We start from the raw sequence: 22,659 nt of genomic DNA, 5'->3' as shown, positions 1-22,659 counted from the left end.
TTATACATGGATATGGAAAATAAAACACCAGACGAATCTCTGCACAATGTTATCCACGTTGGAGGCATGTATGAGAGCTGGTTCCTGGATTACGCTTCCTATGTAATCCTGGAGCGGGCGGTGCCCAGCATAGAAGATGGGTTAAAGCCCGTACAGCGTCGTATCCTGCACGCCATGAAAGAAATGGATGATGGCCGTTTTAATAAAGTGGCAAACGTCATCGGGCAAACGATGCAGTATCACCCGCACGGGGATGCTTCTATTAGTGACGCCATCGTAAATCTCGGGCAAAAAGACCTGTTGATTGAAACCCAGGGTAACTGGGGAGATGTAAGAACAGGGGACGATGCGGCTGCCGCCAGGTATATTGAGGCGCGCCTGTCGAAGTTTGCGCTGGATGTGGCGTTTAATCCTAAAACCACTTCCTGGCAGCTTAGCTACGATGGCCGTAAAAATGAGCCGCTCGCTTTACCGATGAAATTCCCGCTGCTACTGGCACAGGGAGCAGAAGGTATCGCAGTGGGGTTATCTACCAAAATATTACCACACAACTTTATAGAGCTCATAGAAGCTTCTGTGAAGTACCTGAGAGGCAGGAAGTTTGAACTGTATCCCGATTTCATGACCGGTGGTATGGTAGACGTGGCGGCCTACAACGATGGTAAACGTGGCGGTAAAGTACGTGTACGCGCTCATATTGAGGAAAAAGACAAAAAGACCCTGCTGATCAAGGACGTACCGTATGGTATTACCACTACCCAGCTGATGGAGTCTATCGTAAAGGCTAACGACAACGGCAAGATCAAGATCAAAAAAGTAGTGGACAACACCGCTGCTGAAGTAGAAATTGAAGTACAGCTGGCGCCGGGTATTTCACCGGATATCACCATCGATGCGTTGTACGCATTTACTGATTGTGAGATTTCCATTTCTCCGAATGCCTGCGTAATCGTAAACGATAAACCTCAGTTCCTCACCGCTTCCGATTTACTGAGAGCTTCTGCTGATTATAGCAAAGACCTGCTCAAACAGGAACTGGAAATTAAACTGGCAGAGCTGCAGGAAAAATGGCACTATACCTCCCTGGAAAAGATCTTTTTTGAAAAAGGAATCTATAAGGAGCTGGAACAAAAGCATAAGGACTGGGAAGCGGTGCTGACAGCGATTGATAAAGGATTTGATCCGTATAAGAAACAACTGAAACGCGAAATTACCCGCGAGGATATTGTGAAATTAACGGAGAAACCGGTGCGCAGAATCTATCGCCTTGATATCAATGAGCTGAACGAACAGATTAAAGGTATTGAAGCAGAGATTAAGGAAGTAAAAAATAACCTGGCAAACCTGGTAGATTATGCCGTAGCCTACTACGATAACCTGCTGAAAAAATATGGTAAAGGCCGCGAACGCAAAACCCTTATCAAAACCTTTGATACCATCCAGGTAGCACAGGTAGCGATTGCCAACACCAAAATATACGTAAACCGTGTTGATGGCTTTATCGGTACTTCCCTGAAGAAGGATGAATTTGTAGGGGACTGTTCAGACCTGGACAATATCATCGTATTCCGCCGGGATGGTAAAATGCTGGTGACGAAAGTAGCCGATAAAACCTTTGTGGGTAAGGACATCATTCACGTGGATATATTCCGTAAAAATGATGAGCGTACTACCTACAATATGATTTATGTGGAAGGCAAAAGCGGGGTGAGCTATGCAAAACGTTTCAATGTAACGGGTGTTACCCGCGACAAAGAATATGAGCTGGCGCATAAGGGTGAAAAGAATTCCAAAGTGCATTATTTTTCCGCGAATCCCAATGGAGAAGCAGAAATAGTAACGATCAAGCTCAGTCCTAACTGTAGCGCACGTAACAAGGAGTTTGACCTGTTCTTTGAAACTATTGCTATTAAAGGCCGTAGTTCCATGGGTAATGTGGTGACCAAGTATCCTATCCGCGGCGTTAAGTTCAAAGAGAAAGGCGTATCCACACTGGCAGGGCAAAAGATCTGGTATGATACCGAAACCGGCCGTTTAAATACGGAAGAGCGGGGTGTGTATATTGGTGCATTTGAAGGGGAGGACAAAATTTTTGTTGCCTTTAAGAATGGAACCTATGAATTAACCAACTACGATCTCACCAACCGTTATGAATCGAATGATGTTGTTTACATCGAGAAATTCAACCCGGAAAAAACAGTGACCGCCATTTATTTTGATGCAGACAAAAAGCAGTTTAATGTGAAACGTTTCCGGATTGAAACGCAGACATTGAATAATAAATTCCTCTTTATTAAAGAAGGAGCTTCTAATTACCTGGAAATGGTCACCACGCATACACAACCGATCGTGTTACTGAAAACCGGTAAAAAACGGAGCCCTGAAGAAGAAGAAATAGATCTCTCTGAGTTTGTGGAAGTAACCGGCTGGAAAACAGTGGGAACAAGGATTGCAGGAGATGACCTGATTAGTGCTGAGTTATTATCTGAAGACGAAGATCCGGATCCGAATGAAGAAGGTCCGGCCGGCGCGCAGGGAGAACTGTTCTAAGAGCAGAAAGCGTAAAGCAGAAAGCAAAAAGCTATTATAGCGAATGAAATAAGTGATATCGCTTAGATCATTCGCTATAATAGCTTTTTGCTTTCTGCTTTACGCTTTCTGCCTCCGCAGAAATTGTTCCCTTAACAATTAAATAAAACAGTATCTTAATATGGATGTTTAATTTGCACCTATCCATATTTTTATTGTTGGGATGAAATACGAAAACTTAGCCGAAGCCGAATTATTACTACTTGTTGCAGCCGATGATGGCGCTGCATATGAAGTGCTGTATAACCGGTATTGGCAGCCGCTTTTTCTGTTTGCCTACAAACGTCTTAGAAATAAGGATGAATCGAAAGACGCTGTGCAGGATGTTTTTATTAACCTGTGGAAACGAAGGAACACGTTGCAATTAACGGCTTCGTTGCGTACTTATCTGTTTACAGCCGTAAGATATGAATTACTGACGAAGATAGCCCAGTCCAGGAAGACCTCCGGTACTGAAGCCATGGCGGACATGCCGCTGCCCGTAGAGGCGGCCACGATCGATATAATGAATGAAAAGGAGCTGCAACATGCTTTGTCGGTAGCTGTGAATCATTTGCCGCCAAAAATGAAAGAGATATACCTGTTGAGCCGGCAACAGCATAAAACGATCGCTGAAATAGCGCAGGAATTGGACCTGTCCGAGCAAACTGTAAAGAACCAATTGTCAAAAGCCTTGCTGCGCCTGCGTACGCATTTAAAAGAAGCCACCGTAATTCCTCTGCTGTTTCCCGGCATCATTTATTTCCTTAACATTTAGTTAACATTTAAAAATGGTACTACCGGCCGGATTTTATTGCTTCACTATAGCATGAGTACATCCGAATTTAAAAATATTGTAGCGCGATATCTGAGGGGAGAAGCCAGCGCAATGGATCAGGCGATGATTGAAGCCTGGCTGGCGGCTACGGAAGATAACCCGGTAGACCTTTCAGAGGCGGAGTTGCTGGTGATCCGCGAAGATATGTTGCAGCATTTGAGGGATCATAGCGGGCATCTGGCCGGTGCGGTGAAGAGCAGGGAAGAGGAGATGAACAACGGACTTTATTCGGCAGCACCGGTAAACGGACTGCAGGAAGCAAGCGTGCCGCACACAGAAAGTACCATCCGGGACCGGAAATTGCGCGAAACACCTGTACGCCGGCTGATCCCATGGTTACAGCGTATAGCCGTAGCAGTAATATTTGGTATTGGTATCATATCCTTATATTATTATTGGCATTCAACTGCCGTCAAGCCTGCGCCGGTAGCGGAGAACACGCCGGAGCCACAATACCGGGTGAGGATAACGGCCACTACCGCCATCCGGAAAGTAAGATTGCCCGACAGCTCGCTGGTGGTGATCAACCGTGCCGGTAGTTTATATTATAACATGCCTTTCGGCAAAAACAAACGGGAAATTTTCCTCGATGCAGGGGAGGCGTTTTTTGAGGTGAAAACCAATGCCGGCACACCATTTACCGTACATGCCGGCAGTACCACCACCACTGTATTGGGTACCTCTTTTAATATTCGTGTAACCGATAACGTTAGTAGCGTTAAAGTAGCGGTAAAAACGGGAAAAGTTAAAGTAACCACCCGCTTAAATACCCGCGACAGCAGCCGGCTGTTACAGCCGGAACAAGGCATTGAAATTAATACTATTAATAATAGTGTTCGCACATTTTCCCAACCGGCCGGCAGGATCTCTTCATGGTGGGACGGCGTGCTGGTATTTCATCAAAGCACAATGAAAGAAGTAGTGGAAGCATTGGAAAACGCCTACCAGGTGCATATTCACCTGGCAACACCCGCGTTGCAGCAATATAGGGTTTCCGGTGATTTTACCCGTAGTCACACATTAACAGAAGTACTGGATGCATTATGCCTCGTACATCGACTGTCATACCAAAAGAAGAACAATGAGTATTTCATCTATTCAATTATAAAAAAACCGGTTATGCGCTAACATAACCGGTCACTTGTTTTGCTGACGAATCCTTCCGTAACGCTAATTACCGGATGCGGCAGCGTGTTTTTAATTCAACATAAAAACTGTTCAAATTTATGAAAAATGTAGTAAGCAATTCTACAATCCGTTATCTTATGCGCCTAAGTCTGCTGACAGCTTGTTTTGCCGTAACCAGCTTGTCTTTATGGGCTAAAAACCTGGAGGGACAAAGCCTGAAAAAGAGTGTTTCTTTGAAAGTAACCGGCACCAATCTTAACACTATCTTAAAACAGATCGCCCGCCAAACGCACCTGCGCCTGGTATATGATGCAAAAGAGGCCGATAATTATCATATGGATTCACTGGAATCAACGGGGCGGCCGGCAGATGATCTGCTGGATTCCCTGCTGGCGCCTACCACGCTGTCGTACCGGGTGGTAAATGATCTGCTGGTCATCTACCCGAAAAGTGAACAGGAATTTGGTTTAAAAGGAAAGGTGATCGACGGGGAAAGTAAAGAACCTTTACCAGGTGTAACGGTATTCCTGAAAGGCACCAAGAGAGGGATTGTGACCAATGCCGGCGGCGGATTTTCCCTGGCAGCGGTAAAGCCGGGAGATGTACTGATCGTCTCCTACGTGGGCTATGATACCCGGGAAGTGGTGATTGCCAGTGATGCTTTTCTGACCATTTCGCTGCAAAACAGCCGGGCCCGTATAAAAGATGTGGTGGTAGTAGGTTATGGCGTACAAAAGAAAGTAAACCTCACCGGGGCAGTCAGCCAGATTGATGCCAGTGTGATCGAAAGCAGGCCGGTAGCCAATGTAGGCCAGGCCCTGCAGGGCGCTATTCCCAACCTGAATGTAAACTTTGGCGATGGTCGCCCGGGTGGTACCGCCACCCTGAACATCCGCGGTTTTACCTCTATTTCCGGAGGTGCTCCGTTGGTGCTGATAGATGGTATCCCCGGCGATATTAATACCGTAAACCCACGCGATATCGAGTCTATTTCGGTGCTGAAAGATGCCTCATCAGCCGCGATATACGGCGCCCGTGGCGCTTTTGGTGTAATACTGCTGACCACTAAGAAAGGGAAGTCGGGCAAAATGCAGATCAGCTACGGTACCAACTATGGCTGGGCGAATCCTACCACGCGCACCGATTTTGTTACCAGCGGTTACGATGCCGCCATATTAAATGATGAAGCGTTTAAAATCACCCTTGGAAAAACATATACCGGCTATACAGATGAAGATTATGCCGAACTGCTGAAAAGAAAAACTGATCCCACCCTGCCTTCTGTAGTGGTACAAAACCGCAAAGGGAAGGATATGTATATCTATTATGGTAACACCGACTGGTGGCATACCATGTTCCGCGACCAGATGCCTTCCATGGAGCATAGTCTGAATGTAAGCGGTGGCACAGAGAAAATTAATTACATGGTGTCCGGAAGAGTATATCAGAAAAAGGGCATGATGCGGATACAGCAGGACATCTATAATTCATATAATTTCCGCGCAAAGGTGGAAGCCCAGGTAAAACCCTGGCTAACATTAACGAGCAATACACAGTTTAACGCCTACGACTATACATACCCGGGCAGCGGCGTGAACAGTAACTTTGTTTCCGTTAGCGTACATGCGTTACCGTCATATGTACCTGTAAACCCCGATGGAACCGCCACTTACCGCACAGAGCTGAATAATTATACGATCGGCGATGGTATATACGCAGACCTGCTGCATGGTAAAAGCAAGGGTGCCGTGAAACAGCATGAGCTGGTGAGCAGCATTGGTGCTGTTTTTAAAATCAACCCGGATCTTAATATCAATGCCAATTATACCTTAACCGTAGTAGATGGAAACAGCTATCACCGGCAAACAGCAGCGCCCTGGTCTATTTTCCCCGGCATCATTAGCTTTGTAAACAACGATGAACTATGGCAGCAGGACGATAGCCGGCAGGTTCATGTGGTGAACCTCTATGGTAACTATAGCAAACATTTTGGTAAACATGCCCTTAATCTCACTGCTGGTGTAAACCAGGAACTGCAGCGTTATAAGATGCTGTATGCGGCGCGTAAAGACCTTTTATCAGAAGACCTGAATGAAGTGGCGCTTGGCAGCGGCGATGCTACGGTAAACAGCAACAGCCAGGAACTGGCCCTGCTGGGTACTTTCGGAAGAGCCGCATATAGCTACGCCGATAAATACCTGGTGGAGTTTAATGGCCGTTACGATGGCTCTTCCCGTTTTCCTTCCAGCCGTCGTTTTGGATTCTTTCCTTCTGTATCAGCCGGGTGGAGAATGAGTGAAGAAGCATTTTTTGCCCCGGTGAAAAAAGTGATCAATGATATTAAATGGCGTGCTTCCTATGGTGCATTAGGCAACCAGGATGTGCGGGATAACTACTACCCTTATATTCCAATTATGGGAATGGGAACCATTGGCTACATCACAGAAGGTAAGCGTACACAATATGTGAGTTTACCCGGACCTATTTCCCCCGATCTTACCTGGGAAAAAGTAAACTCCACCAATTTTGGGGTAGACATGAGCTTCCTGCGTAACCGGTTCAATGTTACGTTCGACTGGTATGTGCGTAATACCAATGATATGCTGACCAAGGGGATGACCCTGCCAGCTGTTTTTGGCGCCGGCGAACCAAAGCAGAACGCCGCAAACCTGCGCTCCAAAGGATGGGAAATAAATATGGATTGGCGCAATACCCTGGTAGTAGCGGGCAAGCCGTTTAACTATAATGTGGGTTTTAACGTAGGTGATTTTAAGGCAGAAATTACAAAGTTTGATAACCCTTACAAGATATTGAGTGATTACTATCCCGGGCAGCAACTGGGCAATATCTGGGGGTATAGCATAGATGGTTATTTTGGATCGGATAAAGAAGCGGCAGACTGGAAGGTAGACCAAACGCAGGTAGGCAACAATATTTTTTCTGCGCCGGGTGAGTGGGGTAAGCTTCGTGCCGGTGATCTTAAATTCAGGGATCTGAATGGAGATGGTGTGATCAGCAAGGGAAAAAATACGCTTGCAGATCATGGAGATCAGAAAATAATCGGTAATTCCCTACCCAGGTATACGTTTGGTATCAGGGGAGGAGCGGACTGGCATGGTATCGACTTCAGCTTCTTCTTCCAGGGGGTAGGTCGCCAGAACTGGTATCCCGGCAACAATGCTGACAAATTCTGGGGGCCGTTTTCCCGTCCTTACATGTCTTTTATTCCAAAGGATTTTGCGGATAAATTATGGAGTCCTGAAAACCCGAATTCCTATTTTCCAAGGCTGAGAGGATACATTGCACTGAACGATAACGGTTCACTGAAGGAAAACAATGACAAGTACCTGCAGGACCTGGCCTACATCCGTTTGAAAAGCCTGATCATTGGTTATTCCCTGCCGGAATCGCTGATGAAGCGGGTGAAGCTGACCCGTTGCCGCATTTATTTCAGCGGTGAAAACCTCCTCACTTTCAGCAAGCTGCAAAGCAAATACCTGGATCCGGAGCAGTTATCCAGCGATCCTAACCTGGTAAGAACGGATGCTAATGGCCGCGTATACCCTTTTAGCAAAACGTTTGCGGCGGGACTGGATATCACTTTTTAATTTGTAAAAGCAAAGACGATGAAAAAGATCAATTTACTTATCATATGCCTGCTGGCCATGGGGATGGGCGCCTGTAATAAATTTATGGACAGAGAGCCGCTGGCGAAAATTTCTCCCGAAAACTTTTTTAAAACAGAAAAAGATCTGAAACTATATATTAACTCCATGTACACCATGGTGCCGGATGCGGAAACGATTTATAACGAAGACATGGATAACGTTGTAAAATCGAGTGTATCCGAATTCCTGACGGGAAAAAGGCAGATCCCTGTTACCGGTGGGGGCTGGAGCTGGACAGAGTTAAGAAAGATCAATTATTTCCTGATCAACTGCAACAAGGTATTGCCTTATGCCACCACGAGAAAATACATTGGCGCAGCAAAGTTTTTCCGCGCCTGGTTTTATTTTGAGATGGTGAAAAAATTCGGAGACGTGCCATGGTACAACACACCACTGGATGTTACCGATGACGCGTTGCTGCATAAAGCGAGAGATTCCCGTAAAGTGGTGATGGACTCCGTAATGGCCGATATTGATTCTGCCATTGTATCGCTGGATGCTGTAAAAAATAATGAGCTGATCACCAAATGGACTGCGCTGGCATTGAAATCACGTATCTGTTTGTACGAAGGCACTTTCAGAAAATATCATAAGGAATCCAATTTCAATTTACCCGATGAGAATAAATTTCTGCAGGCTGCAGCGGATGCATCGGCCCAGTTGATGGCAGGCGGTCAATATCGCGTTTATACAAGCACTGCAGCCAATGCTTACCGGGAACTTTTTTCGGTGAAAACGGCCAATGCAGATGAAATTATTTTAAGCAGGAAATACAGTGCAGGGTTACAGTTGTATCATAACGCTAACTACTATACGATTACGGCGTCTTACGGACAACCCGGACTGGAAAAGAGTTTTGTAAACAGCTACCTGATGAAAGACGGAAGCCGATTTACAGATAAACCCAACTTTGATAAAATACAATTTTATGCAGAGTGCCAGGATCGTGATCCAAGGCTGGCCCAAACCATCCGTACACCGGGATATGCACGTATCGGCAATACCAATAAACTGGTTCCTGATTTTGGGGCGGCAGTAACGGGCTATCATCTGATTAAATATGTAACGGATGAAACCCAGGACTCTTACGTAAAGAACGATAATGATATGCCGGTGTTCCGCTATGCGGAAGTATTGCTGAACTATGCGGAAGCAAAGGCGGAACTGGGACAACTGAGCCAGGGCGATATAGACCAGTCCATTAAACTGTTGCGCGACCGCGTAGGTATGCCCAACCTCAATGTGGCAGCATCCAATGCTAATCCCGATCCTTATGAAGCGGCGCGTTACACCATGAAGAATATCAGTGGTGTGATCCTTGAAATCCGCCGTGAACGCCGGATAGAGCTGGTGATTGAAAACTTCCGCTGGAGTGATATCTGCAGATGGAAAGAAGGCACTATGCTGACCCGCTCGTTCAAAGGGATGTATTTTCCGGGCCTTGGTTCCTACGACCTCGATAACGATGGCAAAACAGATGTAGTGATCTATGAAGGCACCAAACCATCAGGCCCTAAAGGCCCTGCCTATCTGAAGCTGGGCACGGAAATAGATTTGGAAAATGGTACATCAGGCGGGTCGGTGATGGTGAACCGCAATATTGCCAAAGGCTTTAATGAAAACAGGGATTACCTGTACCCTGTACCTATACAGGAGCGGACATTGAATCCTAATCTTACCCAAAATCCTAACTGGAATGACGGGCTGTAGATAATACAATCGTGGTCTGAAGACGATGACATCTTCGGGCCACGATTTATTTTAGATTTTTCCGCCCATATTCCTGATGATCGTTTCCAGGAAATTAATGGTAGCCAGGTATTCCTCCGGTGTAGTGCCGCTCAATATTTTCTGATGGTTCCCATCCTGTAAGGCAGCGATATCTGCGTAAGCGGTTTTGCCTGTTTCGGTGAAGGAATACATATCCCCTTCGTGCTGCACCCAGTTGCGGTTACATAATGAGTCTAACACGTCTTCCAGCTCTGCTTCTGACAAAAACCTGTTTACCTGGTGGTAATACAATGCTTTGCTTATTTTTTCGTGTTTATCGATATTTTTCAGTACCTGCCAATGAAACCTGTTGATGCCATATGTTTCAAAGGTGGTGTTGGTAAAATGCGTGATAAGGCTGTCGGCTTCTTTTAAGTACCAGCCTATGGGTAGTTTGTTGGCAATATCCGTTGACATAAAATTGATTTTAATCTTTAACAGGAGTAGTTATTTCAATCATAATCTGATCGAAATGCAGGTAAAAACCGAAGGTTTTCCGCATGGGCTGAGGGGCCTGTTCCAGCACGATACCGCCGGCCTGTAAGCGTTGATACATGTTGTTTACAGCATCTTTATCTTCCAGGTAAAACCCGATATGGAATGCATCCGGATACGCGTGATTACCCTGATCGTTGAATCGCTGGTTCATCAGTACAAGCAGGAAGTTGTCGGGACCTGTTAAAACAGACAGGCTGTCGTTGGGCTTTGGGTCAGTGTTGCGGAAATCAAAATAGGTTTCAAAGAAAGTACGTGTTGCAGGTACGTCTTTTACGCTGAGGTTCAGGTGATTAAGTTGCATGATGGGTATTGTTAATAAATGAATGTTCGCTCTTTTAAGACACAAATATAATCGAATGATCGTTCTTTTTTAATTTTTTTTTCGGGAGAAGGCAAAAAAAGAGCGTTTTTTTTGCCAGGAGCCGTGAAAGAGGGTTGTAGTGGTTAATTACTGCTTTTTCTTTGTTGCTGGTTTCTTGGGTGTTTGCTCATAGTCTTCTGCCGATTTAGGCTGGGTCATAATTTTTTTCTTCTGATCCAGCGGCTGTGGAGTAGGAGCGCCTTTGCCCATAGGAATGGCATCGTGGAAAATCTTATTGACATGCATCCATTTGCCGGCCTGCCATTTAAAGCCTTCGTAATCCATATCGGATACGTAGGTAAATTTTTTCATCGGCTCATTGGTTTCTGAAATAAGATGATCGTATACAATCATGTCCAGTTCCTTATTGTAGTTGAGCGTAGCGGTACTTTCCTTTTTATATTCAATGATAAAGCGGTTTCGTGTAGGCTTGGGCGTGCTATCTTCAGCAAAGCTAAAGAATGGCCCGCCAAATACAGGAGCGCCGTTTTTAAATGTAAGCATCTCCACTATTTTCTTCTGGCTGCGCGGGTTGTTGGCATCCCAGCCAAAAAGGGTATAAAATTCCTGGTTAAAATAATGACGGTGTATAATATTATAGTACAGGCATCCCATCCAGGACTTGTTGTCGCTGATGGTATCCGGGTTGGTGATATAGTCAGATGCATCAAAAAGCGGGAACAGCTTTAGTTGTCCGTCGGCAGTATTCATCTGTATGGCGCCAAAATGCCTGTAAAAGCCATTTTCGCGTTCCAGTGCCCAGGTAAATATGCGGAAGGCACTGTCCTGCGGATATTTGATGGCAATTGTTTTGAGTGAATCGAATGGAAAACGGAACGAATACTTTGTTTTCAGCGCCCGTACCAGCATAGGTATAAAGGCATCCTTGGCACGTTCCCGCCCGTCATCGCCTTTACCGCTGAATATGTCTTCACTGAGTACTTGGAGGGTATCCTGGTCGTGTTTGAGTTGTTTAAGGCCGGCAGCATCCGGTTGCTGCGCGTAGGTCAGTAAACAGGCGAGGAGCAGTAAAAGTGACAGTAGTGATTTTTTTGCCATATCTATTATACGGTTCCGGATAAAAATTATTGTATTGCCTGTGCAAACTGCAGCAGGTTTTGATAACGCTGATCGATAAGGGGGTGAGGAAAAGGTGTTTCCGGGCTGGTAGACGGAATGAATACCGTTTGCATACCCAGTGTTTTTCCAAACTGCATATCACCTAGGGTGTTTCCTACCATTACTGCACTCGAAAAGTCAATTTCAGGAAAATCCTGTTTAGCCTGCAGCCCCATTCCTGTAGCAGGTTTACGACATGGGCTGCTGTTGTCCAGGTCCGGGCAAAAATAGATCCTGTCTATCCTGCCTCCATGCTGTTCAATTTGTTGCAGCATCTGTGTATGTATTTCCTGTAGTCCCTCCGGGCTGAGCAGTCCGCGGCCAATGCAACGCTGATTGGTTACCATCAGAATACGGTCGAAGTGTTTGGCCAGCAATGGCATAGCAGCTAATACGCCTTCACTGAAATGAAACATATCCGGACGAAGCACATATCCATCGCGGATTTCGTCGTTCACCACACCATCCCGGTCGAGAAATAAAGTCATGATTAAGCGGTTAGCTGTTAGCTTTTAGCAGTTAGTATGTCATGTTGGTAATACGGAAGATCTGTGCTGCTATTGGGCTGTAAGGTGCTGTTTCGCTGCTTCATAGTCTTCCGGAATACCAATATCTATAAAATAAGTATCGCTGGTAAAACCGTACAGTTGTCCCGCGGCGGCGCCGGGTTCCAGCACTTCTTTCTCAAAGGAAAACTTCTCAGGCAGCGACAGGCTATGCAGGAAATCACTGTTGGTAAGGTAGATACCGCCATTGATCAGCCCTGCTTCGCGGAATTGTTTTTCGTGAAAAGCGGTGATACGCTGTTGCGCGTCGAGTTCAATACTGCCGTAGCGGTCAAATTGTTGCATAGGCTTCAGCGCCAGCGATAACGGGCTTTGATGCGCCTGGTGAAACCGGTAAAACGCCGGGAAGTCTACGTCAAAATAGGTATCGCCGTTTACGATAAATACTTCTTTGCCTTCCAGTGCAGGTATCGCGTGGATAATACCACCGCCGGTGCCCAATGGTTCCGGTTCTACGGTGAAGGATACACGAAGCGGTAGTTCCACGCTGTTGCACCAGTCTATCACCTGTTCCGACAGGTAGCCCAGTGATAATATGGCATGGCTGATACCCTGTTTATGCAGGTATTGCAGGAGGTAATATAAAAAAGGATGTTTGCCCAAAGGCGCCATGCACTTGGGTTTATCTGCTACTACGCTGCGCAGACGGGTACCTAAACCTCCGGCAAGTACAATACATTCGTGGGTCATGCACCAAAGAGGTTGTTTTCTACTATTTCGCAAATGATATGTCCTACCGTGATATGTGCTTCCTGTATACGTGGCGTATCGGTGGAAGGTATGTTAATCAGGTAGTCGCTACCTTCTTTCATTTTTCCCCCGGTACTGCCGGTCATGCTTACCACTATCATACCCTGTTCCTTTGCCACTTTAATCGCTTCCAGGATATTAGCTGAGTTACCGGAAGTGGAAATAGCCACCAGCACATCGCCGGGACGGCCTGATCCTTTCAGGATACGGGCATATACCTGGTCGTAGCCATAGTCGTTGCCTACCGCTGTCATGTACGAGGAATTACAGTGTAATGCCTCCGCATACAGTGGTTGGCGGTCTTTATAAAAACGACCGGAAAATTCGGCGGCCAGGTGTTGTGCATCTGCAGCGCTGCCACCATTACCACAAAAAAGGATTTTGTGATCTGTTTGCAGGCTGTGCGTAATGGTATCTGCCACCAGTCTGATCGTATTTAACAGCGGTTCATCCTGGCAAATGGCTTCTTTAACGGCCATGCTGGCCTGCAGCTTGTTGATTATGTGTTGTTTCATCCCGCAAATTTTTGATTTGGTGTAATCTTAAATACTCCATGTTTGGATACCGTGATTGGTAAAGGTATAGCGTTTTACATCACCACCAAAACCGCTTAACGCATCCACTACGGCAAACCGGGTATTTTTGGGACAGTAGAAGATCATGAATCCGCCACCACCAGCTCCCGAAATCTTACCGCCGCTGGCGCCGGCATTGCGGGCAGCGTTGTATATTTCATCCAGCTGCGGATTGGTAATGCCTTCGGCCATTTTCTTTTTATATTCGAAACCGTAGTTCAGGATCTCACCGATTTTGTCGATGGTACCACGTAACAATGCTTCCTTCATCATCACTGCCTGTTCTTTCAGGTGGTGCATGGCTTCAATGGAGGCATCTTTTTTATCGGTTACATTTTTTTGTTGTTCGGAGATGATGGAAGATGACAGGCGGCTGGTAGATGTATAGAACAGTACCAGGTTGTTTTCCAGTTCATGCAGGTTGATTTCCTTGATACGGAGCGGGTTTACGATCACTTTATCGCCTTTGTAAAACTCCATGAAGTTCACGCCGCCAAAGGTGGCCGCGTACTGATCCTGCTTGCCCCCGGCCTGTTGCAGGTCCTCCCGCTCAATTGAATACGCCAGGTGTGCCATATCATATTCTCCCAGCGGTAATTTCAGCCATTCGGCGAAAGCACCCAGCACTGCTACCACCAGGGTAGAAGAGGTGCCAAGACCTGATCCGGCAGGTGCATCCACAAAAGTGGTGAGCTTAAAACCGGTGGCGGGTAACAGTCCGTAGTCTTTCTGTACCCGGTTGATCACACCTTTGAGAATATCCAGTTTGCCATCTAACGGTAAAGGATATACGGCATCATAGGTCGCGGTTTCTCTTCTGTCGGCACAGTCAAAAACAACCTGCCCAGTAGTGAGCGGCTCTATGGATGCGCGGGCGTATAAAGAGATGGTAGCATTGAGAATGGCGCCACCGTATAAATCCGAATACGGACTTACATCGGTACCACCACCGGCAAGGCCTATACGTAAAGGTGCTTTGCTTCTAAAAATCATGATGCTTTGTTTTTAAGCGGAAGGCTGAAAGCTGAAAGCAAAAAGCTATTGAAGCGATTGATAATATCGGATATTGTTTAACACTGTTACTCGCTTCAATAGCTTTTTGCTTTCAGCTTTCAGCCTTCCGCTGCTAAAATATGAATTTCTTTTGCGAGCCGGCTCCAGGAGTATTGTAATTTCTCTTTACGCAGTGCTGCTACCATATCTGCCTCGCGGTTGTCTACAAAATATTTTTCAATAGCCGCGGCAATAGCGGCGGGATCCGGTTCGGCCTGGAATCCTACCACGCCATCCGGCACCATTTCTACCAGTCCGCCTACATTGGTTACTACCATTGGCTTTTCAAAGTGATAGGCGATCTGCGAAATGCCGCTCTGGGTGGCACTCTTATAAGGTTGCACCACCAGGTCGGCAGCGCAGAAATAATTTTTAACGGCTTCGTTTGGAATAAAGTCCGTATGCATCAGCACCCGGTCGCCCAGTTGCAGCTTGTTAAGCAGTTCCAGGTAAGGCGTTGCATCTTCATAATATTCACCAGCCACGATGGCATGAACATCCAGCTCTTTCATGCGCTCATCGGCCATAGCCTGCAGCAGCAGGTCGAGCCCTTTGTATTGCCGGATAAAACCAAAAAACAGGATATAGCGTTTGCCGGGTTGCAGTTTTAATTGTGTGCGGGCTTCTTCCTTGCTGATCAGCGGCCCGTAGTTATCATAAATGGGATGCGGAATGAGCGAGGCTTTTTTTACCGGCTCAAATACCCGCAGATCGTTGAGTACTGATTGGCTCATGGCCACAAAAGCATCTACAGGTTTCAGGAAATATTTGGTGAAAGCCACATCGCCGGGGCGTTTTTCATGCGGCACCACATTATCCAGTACAGCGATTACTTTTGTATGTTTTCTTTTGCCAAGCCGGAGCAGACTGCCGAGGGCAGGTCCCATAATCGGCAACCAGTATTTGGTAATGATGATGTCCGGGTTCATTTTCCGGATCCTGCGACCAACCATCAGCCAGTTTAGCGGATTCACGGAATTGATCAGGCGGGTAATCCGGAGATGTTTGGGCGCCGGATCGGTAGAGAACTGGCTTTTACCCGGGAAGAAGAGCTTCGGATACTGCACGGTAAACGTCCATATTTCCACGTCGTCGGTTTGTTGCAGTTCTTCCGCCAGTCGCTCGTTATAAGCAGCCAGCCCACCCCGGAAAGGGTAGGCTGTACCTAAAATAAGTATTTTCTTTTTGTTAGCCATAGTTACAAATTACGAATAGTGAATTACAGGATTAAAGCCGGCGATCGGGAAGATTCGCCAGTTGTAAATCGTCATCCGTAACAGGAGAGGAGTGATCCATACGTTCTTCCACGAGATAGGAATTACGTTCGGTAGCATTGCGTGTTACCAGCTCGCCGATAAAGCCGGTCAGGAATAGCTGGGAACCAATGATCATGCACAGCAGGCCGAGATAAAACAACGGTCTGTCGGTCATGTTCACCTTATCAAAAAATATTTTTGCAATGGCCATGTACAGTGCAATCACAAAACCTATAAAGAACGAGAGGGAACCCAGTGCGCCAAACAGGTGCATAGGGCGTTTACCAAACTTGCCGATAAACATGATGGTAGCCAGATCCAGGAACCCGTTGATAAAACGTTCCAGCCCGAATTTGGTGACGCCGTATTTGCGGGCGCGGTGTTCCACCACTTTTTCACCGATTTTGCGGAACCCGTTCCATTTGGCGATCACAGGAATATAGCGATGCATTTCACCGTATACCTCTATAGATTTTATTACTTTTTTGCGATAGGATTTCAGACCGCAGTTCATATCATGCAGCTTTACACCACTCATGCGGGTGGTGGTAAAGTTGTATAGCTTAGAGGGAAGATTTTTGGTGAAGGCATTATCGTAACGTTTCTTTTTCCAGCCACTCACCAGGTCATAACCATCTTCCATAATCATGCGGTACAGTTCAGGGATTTCATCCGGGCTGTCCTGCAGGTCGGCATCCATTGTTATCACCACATCGCCCTGTGCAGCATTGAAGCCTTCGTTGAGGGCCGCAGATTTACCATAGTTGCGCTGGAACTTAATACCCTTGATATGAGGATTCTGCGCAGCCAGTTGCTGTATTACGCCCCAGGAGTCGTCGGTGCTGCCATCGTCTATCATCCATACCTCGTAGGTAAAATGATGGGCGTCCATCACCCTTTCGATCCATGCGGCGAGTTCAGGTAACGATTCTTCTTCGTTTTTTAAAGGAACGATTACGGATATGTTCATCTTAATAGAATAGTATTATATATGCTGCCCTTCGGCCGGTTTTTTACGTATAATCAGCGAAATAATCGCTGCTACTGCAAAATAGAAAATAATGCCTTTCAGGAAATCCATGAATGACTTTGCAAAACCAACGTTAAAATCTGTTTTGGCCAGTTCATCCAGCTGCTTATCAATTTCTTCCTGTGGCGCTTTAAACTTATGCATCCATTTCTCGGTAGATTCCAGCAGGTTTTGCTTTAAGGCATCCACCAGGGTTGGATCTATATATTTATACAGCACGAACTGGTAAACAGTGATAATGGCAGTTCCAATAATAAACGCGGTAAATACCGGTTGTAGTGCCTGTTTAAAGCTAATATATCCGCCCAGCTGTTTCTTTTTCTCCTTTCCTGCCAGTATCGCTATTACGATAAATACAGCCAGCTGTATAACGCTATTCCACCAGGAAAACAATACGGAAGGGCCGGCTATATATGTCAGTACATTTAAAAATACTAATATAATACCGCCTACTATACCCCATTTAATACCGGGGTTAGAACTTTGCTGCATAATAGGTTAATTATTAATATGAAAAACGGGTCCGTTCACAGTGGCATGTACTTTACCCTTCAGCTGTTCGCCAATATACGCTGAATTTTTGGACCGGGAAGCGATGTGAGCGGAAGTAAACTGCCAGCTGGCTTCCGGGTCAAAAACAGTAAGATTGGCCGCAGCGCCTTCCTGCAGCACAGGTTGGGCCAGTCCGAATATTTTCCGCGGGTGTGTGGTGAGCATATTAATCAGCTGTTCCAGGGGCAGTTGCGGAAGGTATTGCCTGATAACGCCAAAAGTGCTTTCCAGTCCTATCATACCATTCCTGGCATATTCAAATTCTACCTGTTTGGCATCCCAGTCCTGCGGCAGGTGATGGGTGGCGATACAGTCGATGGTACCGTGTAATACCGCATCCTGTAATGCTTTCACGTCGTCAGCGGTGCGCAGCGGCGGATTTACTTTCAGGTGCGTGTCGTAGTTCACCAGGTGCGCATCTGTGAGCGACAGGTGGTAAGGCGTTACCGAGCAGGTAACTTTTATCCCATCGGCTTTGGCTGCTGCAATCAGTTCTACTGATTTGCGAGTGCTGATGCCGGTGAAGTGAATACGGGAGTCCGTGTATTTGGCAAGTTCAATGTCACGTTGTATGATCAGCTCTTCTGCCAGGGCTGGTTTGCCAGGCATGCCCAGCTGGGTGGAGTAGAGGCCTTCGTTCATGAGTCCATGCGAGGAAATGCTCTGATCGTCGGGCAGCTGTATCAGGGTGCCGTCGAAGGCTTTGATGTACTGGAGGGCTTTGAGCATGAGGCCGGGCGACTGTAAAGGCTTAATACCATCAGAAAAAGCTACGGCTCCTGCCTGCTGCATTTCATACATTTCAGCGAGACCTGCACCTTCCAGGTTTTTGGTGGCTGCGCCAATTGGCAGAATAGTGGCTGCCGAATGACGTGATTTGCTCAGTACGTATTCGATTTGCGGTTTGGTGTGCAGGGCGGGCTGGGTGTTAGGGACTATCATCACCGTGGTATAACCACCGGTAGCTGCAGCCCTGATGCCGCTTTGCAGGTCCTCTTTATGTTCCTGGCCCGGGTCGCAGAAATGTGCAAACACATCCATCCATCCGGCAGATACATGCAGGTTGTTACCTGAAATGACCGTTGCGCGGGCATCTTCCAGGTGATCAGCCACCTGCTGAATGATACCGTTCTGAATGGAAATGTCTTTTTGCTGCCCGTGCAAGGGGGAGGAAGGCGCTATAATCTTTACGTTCTTGAGTAATATGTGCATGCTTTACGTTCTATACCTGTCCGAAAATACAGGGGCAAATGTAACATAAAACTGTTAATTGATGAAGCCGGAACCTTACTTTTAGCATGGCCGTTCAGGTTGGTATGATAATTGAAAATGCAGGGGTAGCAGATCAAAATAACTACTGATGATTGAATATCTTACTAACCTCGTAGCCCGGATATGCGACCGCTCGGATCAATTGCACAACGGCCAGACCACAAGCTGGCAGGCACTTCGCGAAGCGGAACAACTAGCTAATCACGCATATATTCCCCTGCTGTATCAGTATATTGACCAGGAGCCGGACAAAGACAAGCGCCGCGCTGCCATCTTTATTATCACCCAACTTTCCAGAAATACGAATGATCCGGATGTGATCCGTTTCCTGCTCGACCGCCTGAGGATGGAACAGGATGCTGATATGATCACCGCCATCCAACAGGACCTGGAACGGGGACTGACCATCCCGGGATATATTAACCTGGAGCCGTTGTATAACAATACCTTATCTGTTAATAATAATATACGCCGTTCCGCTTTACTGGCGCTCAAGGGCACCAGCAACCCAGCGGTGGAAGACTGGGCACTCTCCCTGTTGAAACGTACCAATAACGAATACGACATCTATTACATCACCTTGTTGCTGCATAAAGTAGGTACCCAAAAGAGTGTGCCCGCTTTACGCAGGCTCCTGGAGTATCACCGGCAGGACGTTAAAAGTCTTGCTTTTGCAGCCATGGCAGATATTGAAAAAGAGAAGGAAGCCATGTTTTACATGCGCTACCTGCTCCGCGGACAACTGAAGTTTGAAGCCATGGAAGCCATCTATAAGTATGCAGATGAGAATGCCATCCAGGCCGTTACCACCCGTATTACCGAGCTATTATCCAAAAGACGCAGTAATGCCAGGATGACCATCGAAACGGTGAAAAATGGCTTTACAGACCTGATGCTGGGTATGGAATTTCTTTTCAGGTTCCGGACCGTTAAATCAGATATCAGGAAAACCTTTTCCTGGATTACAGAAAAAAGAGCTGATTACCTGCTGCCGGAAGAAAAGGAATGGGTGAGGAGACATCTCACGCCAGCTGTTAACCATTAGCTTTTAGCAAAATGCAGCGGAGGTTGTCTTGCCCAGGATTAGGCTGATTTTGATGATTAATAGGATTATATTTTACAGGATTTAAAAAGATTGGCGAAGATAAAAGCAGATATTTGCTTCTGTCTTCGCTAATCTTTTTTAAATCATCAAAGAAAAAAATCCTATTAATCATCAAAATCAGTCTAATCCTGGGCAAGACAACCTCCGCTGCATTTTGCCGAAAGCTGGTTTGCTTTCCTTAAATTCACGCCCAAAAAAGAGAGATGAAGAAAGCTTTCCTATTGCTTTTGACAGGATGGATGATGAATGGAGAGGCTGTAATGGCCCAGCAGCGCCAGTTTACCATGGCGGAAGCAACCAATGGACTTCGCCAGCAGCTGGCGCCCGAAAGATTGCGGCAATTTGAGTGGATCCCGGATCAGAAAGCCTACAGCAGTGTAGTAGCCGCTAATGGCAGCTTCGCATGGGTGAAATTTACCCCCGGCGACAATAGCATCAAAGCCGATACCCTGTTGCGGGTATCGGACCTTAACCAGCAATTATTTTCTTCCAAACCTTTACGCGGTTTGCCTCCCCTGCACTGGATATCTGCCAGCAGCGCCTGGTTCAGTATCGGCAACGTATTATATAAGGGCTCATTGCAAAATGGCGGGATGCAATTCAGCCATTGGTGCGAACTGCCTGCCACAGCAGAAAATATTACGGTAAATACACAAAGCGGCCAGATTGCCTGGACCGAAAAAAATAATCTTTTTATCCGCACAGCAGAAGGCCAGGTAGCAGCAGTTACCAACGATAGCGATGAAAATATCGTGAACGGCAAGAGCGTGCACCGCGAAGAATTTGGTATCGACAAAGGCATCTTCTTTTCGCCGAAAGGCGACCTGCTGGCTTTTTACCGTATGGATCAGCGCATGGTAAATGATTATCCGATCATCGACTGGTCCGTTACCCCGGCACACGCAAATAATATCAAATATCCGATGGCCGGCGGGAAATCACATGAAGTGACGCTGGGGGTTTATCAGCCATCTACCCAAAAAACAATTTTCCTGAAAACGGAAGGTCCCGCAGATCATTACCTGACCTGTGTTACCTGGGCGCCCGATCAGCAGTCCGTTTATGTGGCACTGCTCAACCGCGAACAAAATCATTTGTCGCTGAATGAGTACAGCGTTGCTACCGGTGAAAAGATGAAAACACTTTTTGAAGAAACCGATGCCAAATATGTACATCCTACACATCCGCTTTATTTTGTGCCAGGTAAAACTGACCAGTTTATCTGGATGAGCGAACGTAGCGGCTACCGGCATTTATATCTTTATAACACCCAGGGACAGTTATTAAAACAAATCACTGGCGGCAATTGGGTGGTAAATGAACTTGCTGGCATTAACGGACAAAAGAACGAAGTGATTTTTACTTCTTCCGAAGAAAGTCCGATGGAAAAACATATTTATGTTGTAAACTATGCCAGGAAACAACAGCAACTGCCGCGCGTGCGGCTGGACAAAGCTGCAGGCTGGCATGATGCACAGTTAAGCAGTGATGCGGGATATTTGCTGGATACCTACAGTTCGGCCACCACGCCTTATGTAGCACGTGTAGCAGCAACTTCCGGTAAATGGGAGCAGGCCATTGTTACAGCTGCCGATCCGCTGAAAGATTTTCAACGGCCACAGGTGAAGCAGGTCACGCTGAAAGCAGATGATGGCACGCCATTGTATGGTAAGCTTGTTTTACCGGTGAATTTTGACGCTACCAAAACCTACCCGGTAATTGTATACCTGTATAATGGTCCTAATGTACAGTTGATCCGTAATACCTACCCTTACAGCGGTAACCTCTGGTATGAATACATGGCGCAACATGGTTATATTATTTTTTCAATGGATGGTCGTGGCAGCGACAACCGGGGGATGGCATTTGAACAGGCTACTTTCCGGCAGCTGGGCACTGTAGAAATGAATGATCAGCTGCAGGGTGTGGCCTATCTGAAATCATTACCGTATGTTAACCAGCAGAAGATGGGCGTACATGGCTGGAGTTTTGGTGGATTTATGACCACTTCCCTGATGTTGCGCCATCCGGGAGTATTCCAGGCAGGTGTAGCGGGTGGTCCGGTGATAGACTGGAGCATGTATGAAATCATGTATACGGAACGGTATATGGATACACCACAGGAAAATCCGCAGGGTTATGCCGATGCCAATCTTCTCACAAAAACAAAAAACCTGCAGGGAAGCCTGCTGCTGATTCATGGTACCAACGATGATGTGGTAGTATGGCAGCATTCTATCAATTTTATCAGGGCTTGTGTAGATAATGAAGTGCAGGCCGACTATTTCGTATATCCGGGCCATTTACACAATGTACTTGGAAAAGACCGGGTGCATCTGATGCAGAAGATTACGGATTATTTTGACGGGAAACTGAAATAGCGGAAAGCGGAGTTGAGCGCCTTCGGCGCTTGTCTTTGACCAGGATTGATGTGATTAAAATGATTATTATGATTTTAGCTTTTTCCGTTCTGTATTTGTATCCTATTTTTGTACACTTTCAAAGGGAAAGTAAGCTTCTTTCGAAAAAAGGAATAAAATCAGTACAATC

Annotated in this window: 18 protein-coding genes; 7 read left to right on the top strand and 11 right to left on the bottom strand. The window is 46.4% G+C overall.

Annotated features, from left to right (window positions below; all coding sequences use genetic code 11):
• Window positions 1-12: 12 nt before the first annotated feature.
• The 5 genes from KE626_RS33215 to KE626_RS33195 all read left to right on the top strand — a co-directional run bounded on the left by KE626_RS33215 (window position 13) and on the right by KE626_RS33195 (window position 9,912).
• A complete protein-coding gene (locus tag KE626_RS33215) occupies window positions 13-2,550 on the top strand; it encodes a DNA gyrase/topoisomerase IV subunit A (protein ID WP_249207884.1) in 2,538 nt (845 codons plus the stop codon).
• Between the two features lie 202 nt (window positions 2,551-2,752).
• Window positions 2,753-3,346 carry an RNA polymerase sigma factor gene (locus tag KE626_RS33210; RefSeq protein ID WP_211977397.1) on the top strand — a complete coding sequence of 198 codons (594 nt, stop codon included), beginning with the start codon at window positions 2,753-2,755 and terminating at the stop codon, window positions 3,344-3,346.
• A gap of 51 nt (window positions 3,347-3,397) precedes the next feature.
• The gene (locus KE626_RS33205; RefSeq protein WP_211977396.1) at window positions 3,398-4,534 is read left to right on the top strand and encodes a FecR family protein; all 1,137 of its coding nucleotides are present in this window, start codon (window positions 3,398-3,400) and stop codon (window positions 4,532-4,534) included.
• Between the two features lie 137 nt (window positions 4,535-4,671).
• Complete coding sequence (locus KE626_RS33200) at window positions 4,672-8,142, top strand: SusC/RagA family TonB-linked outer membrane protein (protein ID WP_211977395.1); 3,471 nt, start codon at window positions 4,672-4,674, stop codon at window positions 8,140-8,142.
• Window positions 8,143-8,160: 18 nt separating this feature from the next.
• A complete protein-coding gene (locus tag KE626_RS33195; RefSeq protein WP_211977394.1) occupies window positions 8,161-9,912 on the top strand; it encodes a RagB/SusD family nutrient uptake outer membrane protein in 1,752 nt (583 codons plus the stop codon).
• Window positions 9,913-9,963: 51 nt separating this feature from the next.
• Here KE626_RS33195 and KE626_RS33190 read toward each other — a convergent pair whose 3' ends face one another.
• From KE626_RS33190 to KE626_RS33140, 11 genes are all read right to left on the bottom strand, one after another.
• On the bottom strand, window positions 9,964-10,389 hold the full coding sequence (locus tag KE626_RS33190) for a MarR family winged helix-turn-helix transcriptional regulator (protein WP_211977393.1): 426 nt from the start codon (window positions 10,387-10,389) through the stop codon (window positions 9,964-9,966).
• Window positions 10,390-10,399: 10 nt separating this feature from the next.
• The gene (locus KE626_RS33185) at window positions 10,400-10,771 is read right to left on the bottom strand and encodes a VOC family protein (RefSeq protein ID WP_211977392.1); all 372 of its coding nucleotides are present in this window, start codon (window positions 10,769-10,771) and stop codon (window positions 10,400-10,402) included.
• A 147-nt stretch (window positions 10,772-10,918) separates the two neighbouring features.
• Entirely contained in the window at window positions 10,919-11,890 is a 972-nt protein-coding gene (locus tag KE626_RS33180; RefSeq protein ID WP_211977391.1) for a hypothetical protein, read from the bottom strand.
• Window positions 11,891-11,916: 26 nt separating this feature from the next.
• The gene (locus tag KE626_RS33175) at window positions 11,917-12,438 is read right to left on the bottom strand and encodes a D-glycero-alpha-D-manno-heptose-1,7-bisphosphate 7-phosphatase (RefSeq protein WP_211977390.1); all 522 of its coding nucleotides are present in this window, start codon (window positions 12,436-12,438) and stop codon (window positions 11,917-11,919) included.
• Window positions 12,439-12,507: 69 nt separating this feature from the next.
• A complete protein-coding gene (locus tag KE626_RS33170; protein WP_211977389.1) occupies window positions 12,508-13,206 on the bottom strand; it encodes a nucleotidyltransferase family protein in 699 nt (232 codons plus the stop codon).
• Entirely contained in the window at window positions 13,203-13,781 is a 579-nt protein-coding gene (locus KE626_RS33165; RefSeq protein WP_211977388.1) for a D-sedoheptulose-7-phosphate isomerase, read from the bottom strand. The genes KE626_RS33170 and KE626_RS33165 overlap by 4 nt, the downstream gene beginning before the upstream one ends.
• A 27-nt stretch (window positions 13,782-13,808) precedes the next feature.
• Window positions 13,809-14,834: a GHMP family kinase ATP-binding protein gene (locus KE626_RS33160; RefSeq protein ID WP_211977387.1), complete on the bottom strand. Its 1,026-nt coding sequence runs from the start codon at window positions 14,832-14,834 to the stop codon at window positions 13,809-13,811.
• 119 nt (window positions 14,835-14,953) lie between these two features.
• Complete coding sequence (locus KE626_RS33155) at window positions 14,954-16,090, bottom strand: glycosyltransferase (RefSeq protein WP_211977386.1); 1,137 nt, start codon at window positions 16,088-16,090, stop codon at window positions 14,954-14,956.
• Window positions 16,091-16,121: 31 nt separating this feature from the next.
• Entirely contained in the window at window positions 16,122-17,120 is a 999-nt protein-coding gene (locus tag KE626_RS33150) for a glycosyltransferase family 2 protein (protein WP_211977385.1), read from the bottom strand.
• A 15-nt stretch (window positions 17,121-17,135) separates the two neighbouring features.
• A complete protein-coding gene (locus KE626_RS33145; RefSeq protein ID WP_211977384.1) occupies window positions 17,136-17,672 on the bottom strand; it encodes a DUF4199 domain-containing protein in 537 nt (178 codons plus the stop codon).
• A 6-nt stretch (window positions 17,673-17,678) separates the two neighbouring features.
• Window positions 17,679-18,944, bottom strand: coding sequence for a dihydroorotase (locus tag KE626_RS33140; protein WP_211977383.1), 1,266 nt, complete (start codon window positions 18,942-18,944; stop codon window positions 17,679-17,681).
• A gap of 148 nt (window positions 18,945-19,092) precedes the next feature.
• Between KE626_RS33140 and KE626_RS33135 the strand changes: the two genes are divergently transcribed.
• A complete protein-coding gene (locus KE626_RS33135; protein ID WP_211977382.1) occupies window positions 19,093-20,049 on the top strand; it encodes a hypothetical protein in 957 nt (318 codons plus the stop codon).
• A gap of 263 nt (window positions 20,050-20,312) precedes the next feature.
• Window positions 20,313-22,490, top strand: coding sequence for a S9 family peptidase (locus KE626_RS33130; protein WP_211977381.1), 2,178 nt, complete (start codon window positions 20,313-20,315; stop codon window positions 22,488-22,490).
• Window positions 22,491-22,659: the final 169 nt, after the last annotated feature.

Origin of the sequence: Chitinophaga hostae (assembly GCF_018224885.1) — a bacterium.
GTDB lineage: Bacteria > Bacteroidota > Bacteroidia > Chitinophagales > Chitinophagaceae > Chitinophaga > Chitinophaga hostae.
The sequence above is the reverse complement of the archived record's forward strand: the minus strand, read 5'-3'. Positions and strand labels throughout refer to the sequence as shown.

Excerpts from the sequence above, each read along its gene's own strand:
- KE626_RS33185 (WP_211977392.1), bottom strand. The coding sequence starts at position 10,771 with ATGCAACTTAATCACCTGAACCTCAGCGTAAAAGACGTACCTGCAACA.
- KE626_RS33205 (WP_211977396.1), top strand. The coding sequence starts at position 3,398 with ATGAGTACATCCGAATTTAAAAATATTGTAGCGCGATATCTGAGGGGA.
- KE626_RS33190 (WP_211977393.1), bottom strand. The coding sequence starts at position 10,389 with ATGTCAACGGATATTGCCAACAAACTACCCATAGGCTGGTACTTAAAA.
- KE626_RS33180 (WP_211977391.1), bottom strand. The coding sequence starts at position 11,890 with ATGGCAAAAAAATCACTACTGTCACTTTTACTGCTCCTCGCCTGTTTA.
- KE626_RS33175 (WP_211977390.1), bottom strand. The coding sequence starts at position 12,438 with ATGACTTTATTTCTCGACCGGGATGGTGTGGTGAACGACGAAATCCGC.
- KE626_RS33150 (WP_211977385.1), bottom strand. The coding sequence starts at position 17,120 with ATGAACATATCCGTAATCGTTCCTTTAAAAAACGAAGAAGAATCGTTA.
- KE626_RS33145 (WP_211977384.1), bottom strand. The coding sequence starts at position 17,672 with ATGCAGCAAAGTTCTAACCCCGGTATTAAATGGGGTATAGTAGGCGGT.
- KE626_RS33200 (WP_211977395.1), top strand. The coding sequence starts at position 4,672 with ATGCGCCTAAGTCTGCTGACAGCTTGTTTTGCCGTAACCAGCTTGTCT.
- KE626_RS33170 (WP_211977389.1), bottom strand. The coding sequence starts at position 13,206 with ATGACCCACGAATGTATTGTACTTGCCGGAGGTTTAGGTACCCGTCTG.
- KE626_RS33160 (WP_211977387.1), bottom strand. The coding sequence starts at position 14,834 with ATGATTTTTAGAAGCAAAGCACCTTTACGTATAGGCCTTGCCGGTGGT.
- KE626_RS33215 (WP_249207884.1), top strand. The coding sequence starts at position 13 with ATGGAAAATAAAACACCAGACGAATCTCTGCACAATGTTATCCACGTT.
- KE626_RS33195 (WP_211977394.1), top strand. The coding sequence starts at position 8,161 with ATGAAAAAGATCAATTTACTTATCATATGCCTGCTGGCCATGGGGATG.
- KE626_RS33165 (WP_211977388.1), bottom strand. The coding sequence starts at position 13,781 with ATGAAACAACACATAATCAACAAGCTGCAGGCCAGCATGGCCGTTAAA.
- KE626_RS33130 (WP_211977381.1), top strand. The coding sequence starts at position 20,313 with ATGAAGAAAGCTTTCCTATTGCTTTTGACAGGATGGATGATGAATGGA.
- KE626_RS33140 (WP_211977383.1), bottom strand. The coding sequence starts at position 18,944 with ATGCACATATTACTCAAGAACGTAAAGATTATAGCGCCTTCCTCCCCC.
- KE626_RS33135 (WP_211977382.1), top strand. The coding sequence starts at position 19,093 with ATGATTGAATATCTTACTAACCTCGTAGCCCGGATATGCGACCGCTCG.
- KE626_RS33210 (WP_211977397.1), top strand. The coding sequence starts at position 2,753 with ATGAAATACGAAAACTTAGCCGAAGCCGAATTATTACTACTTGTTGCA.
- KE626_RS33155 (WP_211977386.1), bottom strand. The coding sequence starts at position 16,090 with ATGGCTAACAAAAAGAAAATACTTATTTTAGGTACAGCCTACCCTTTC.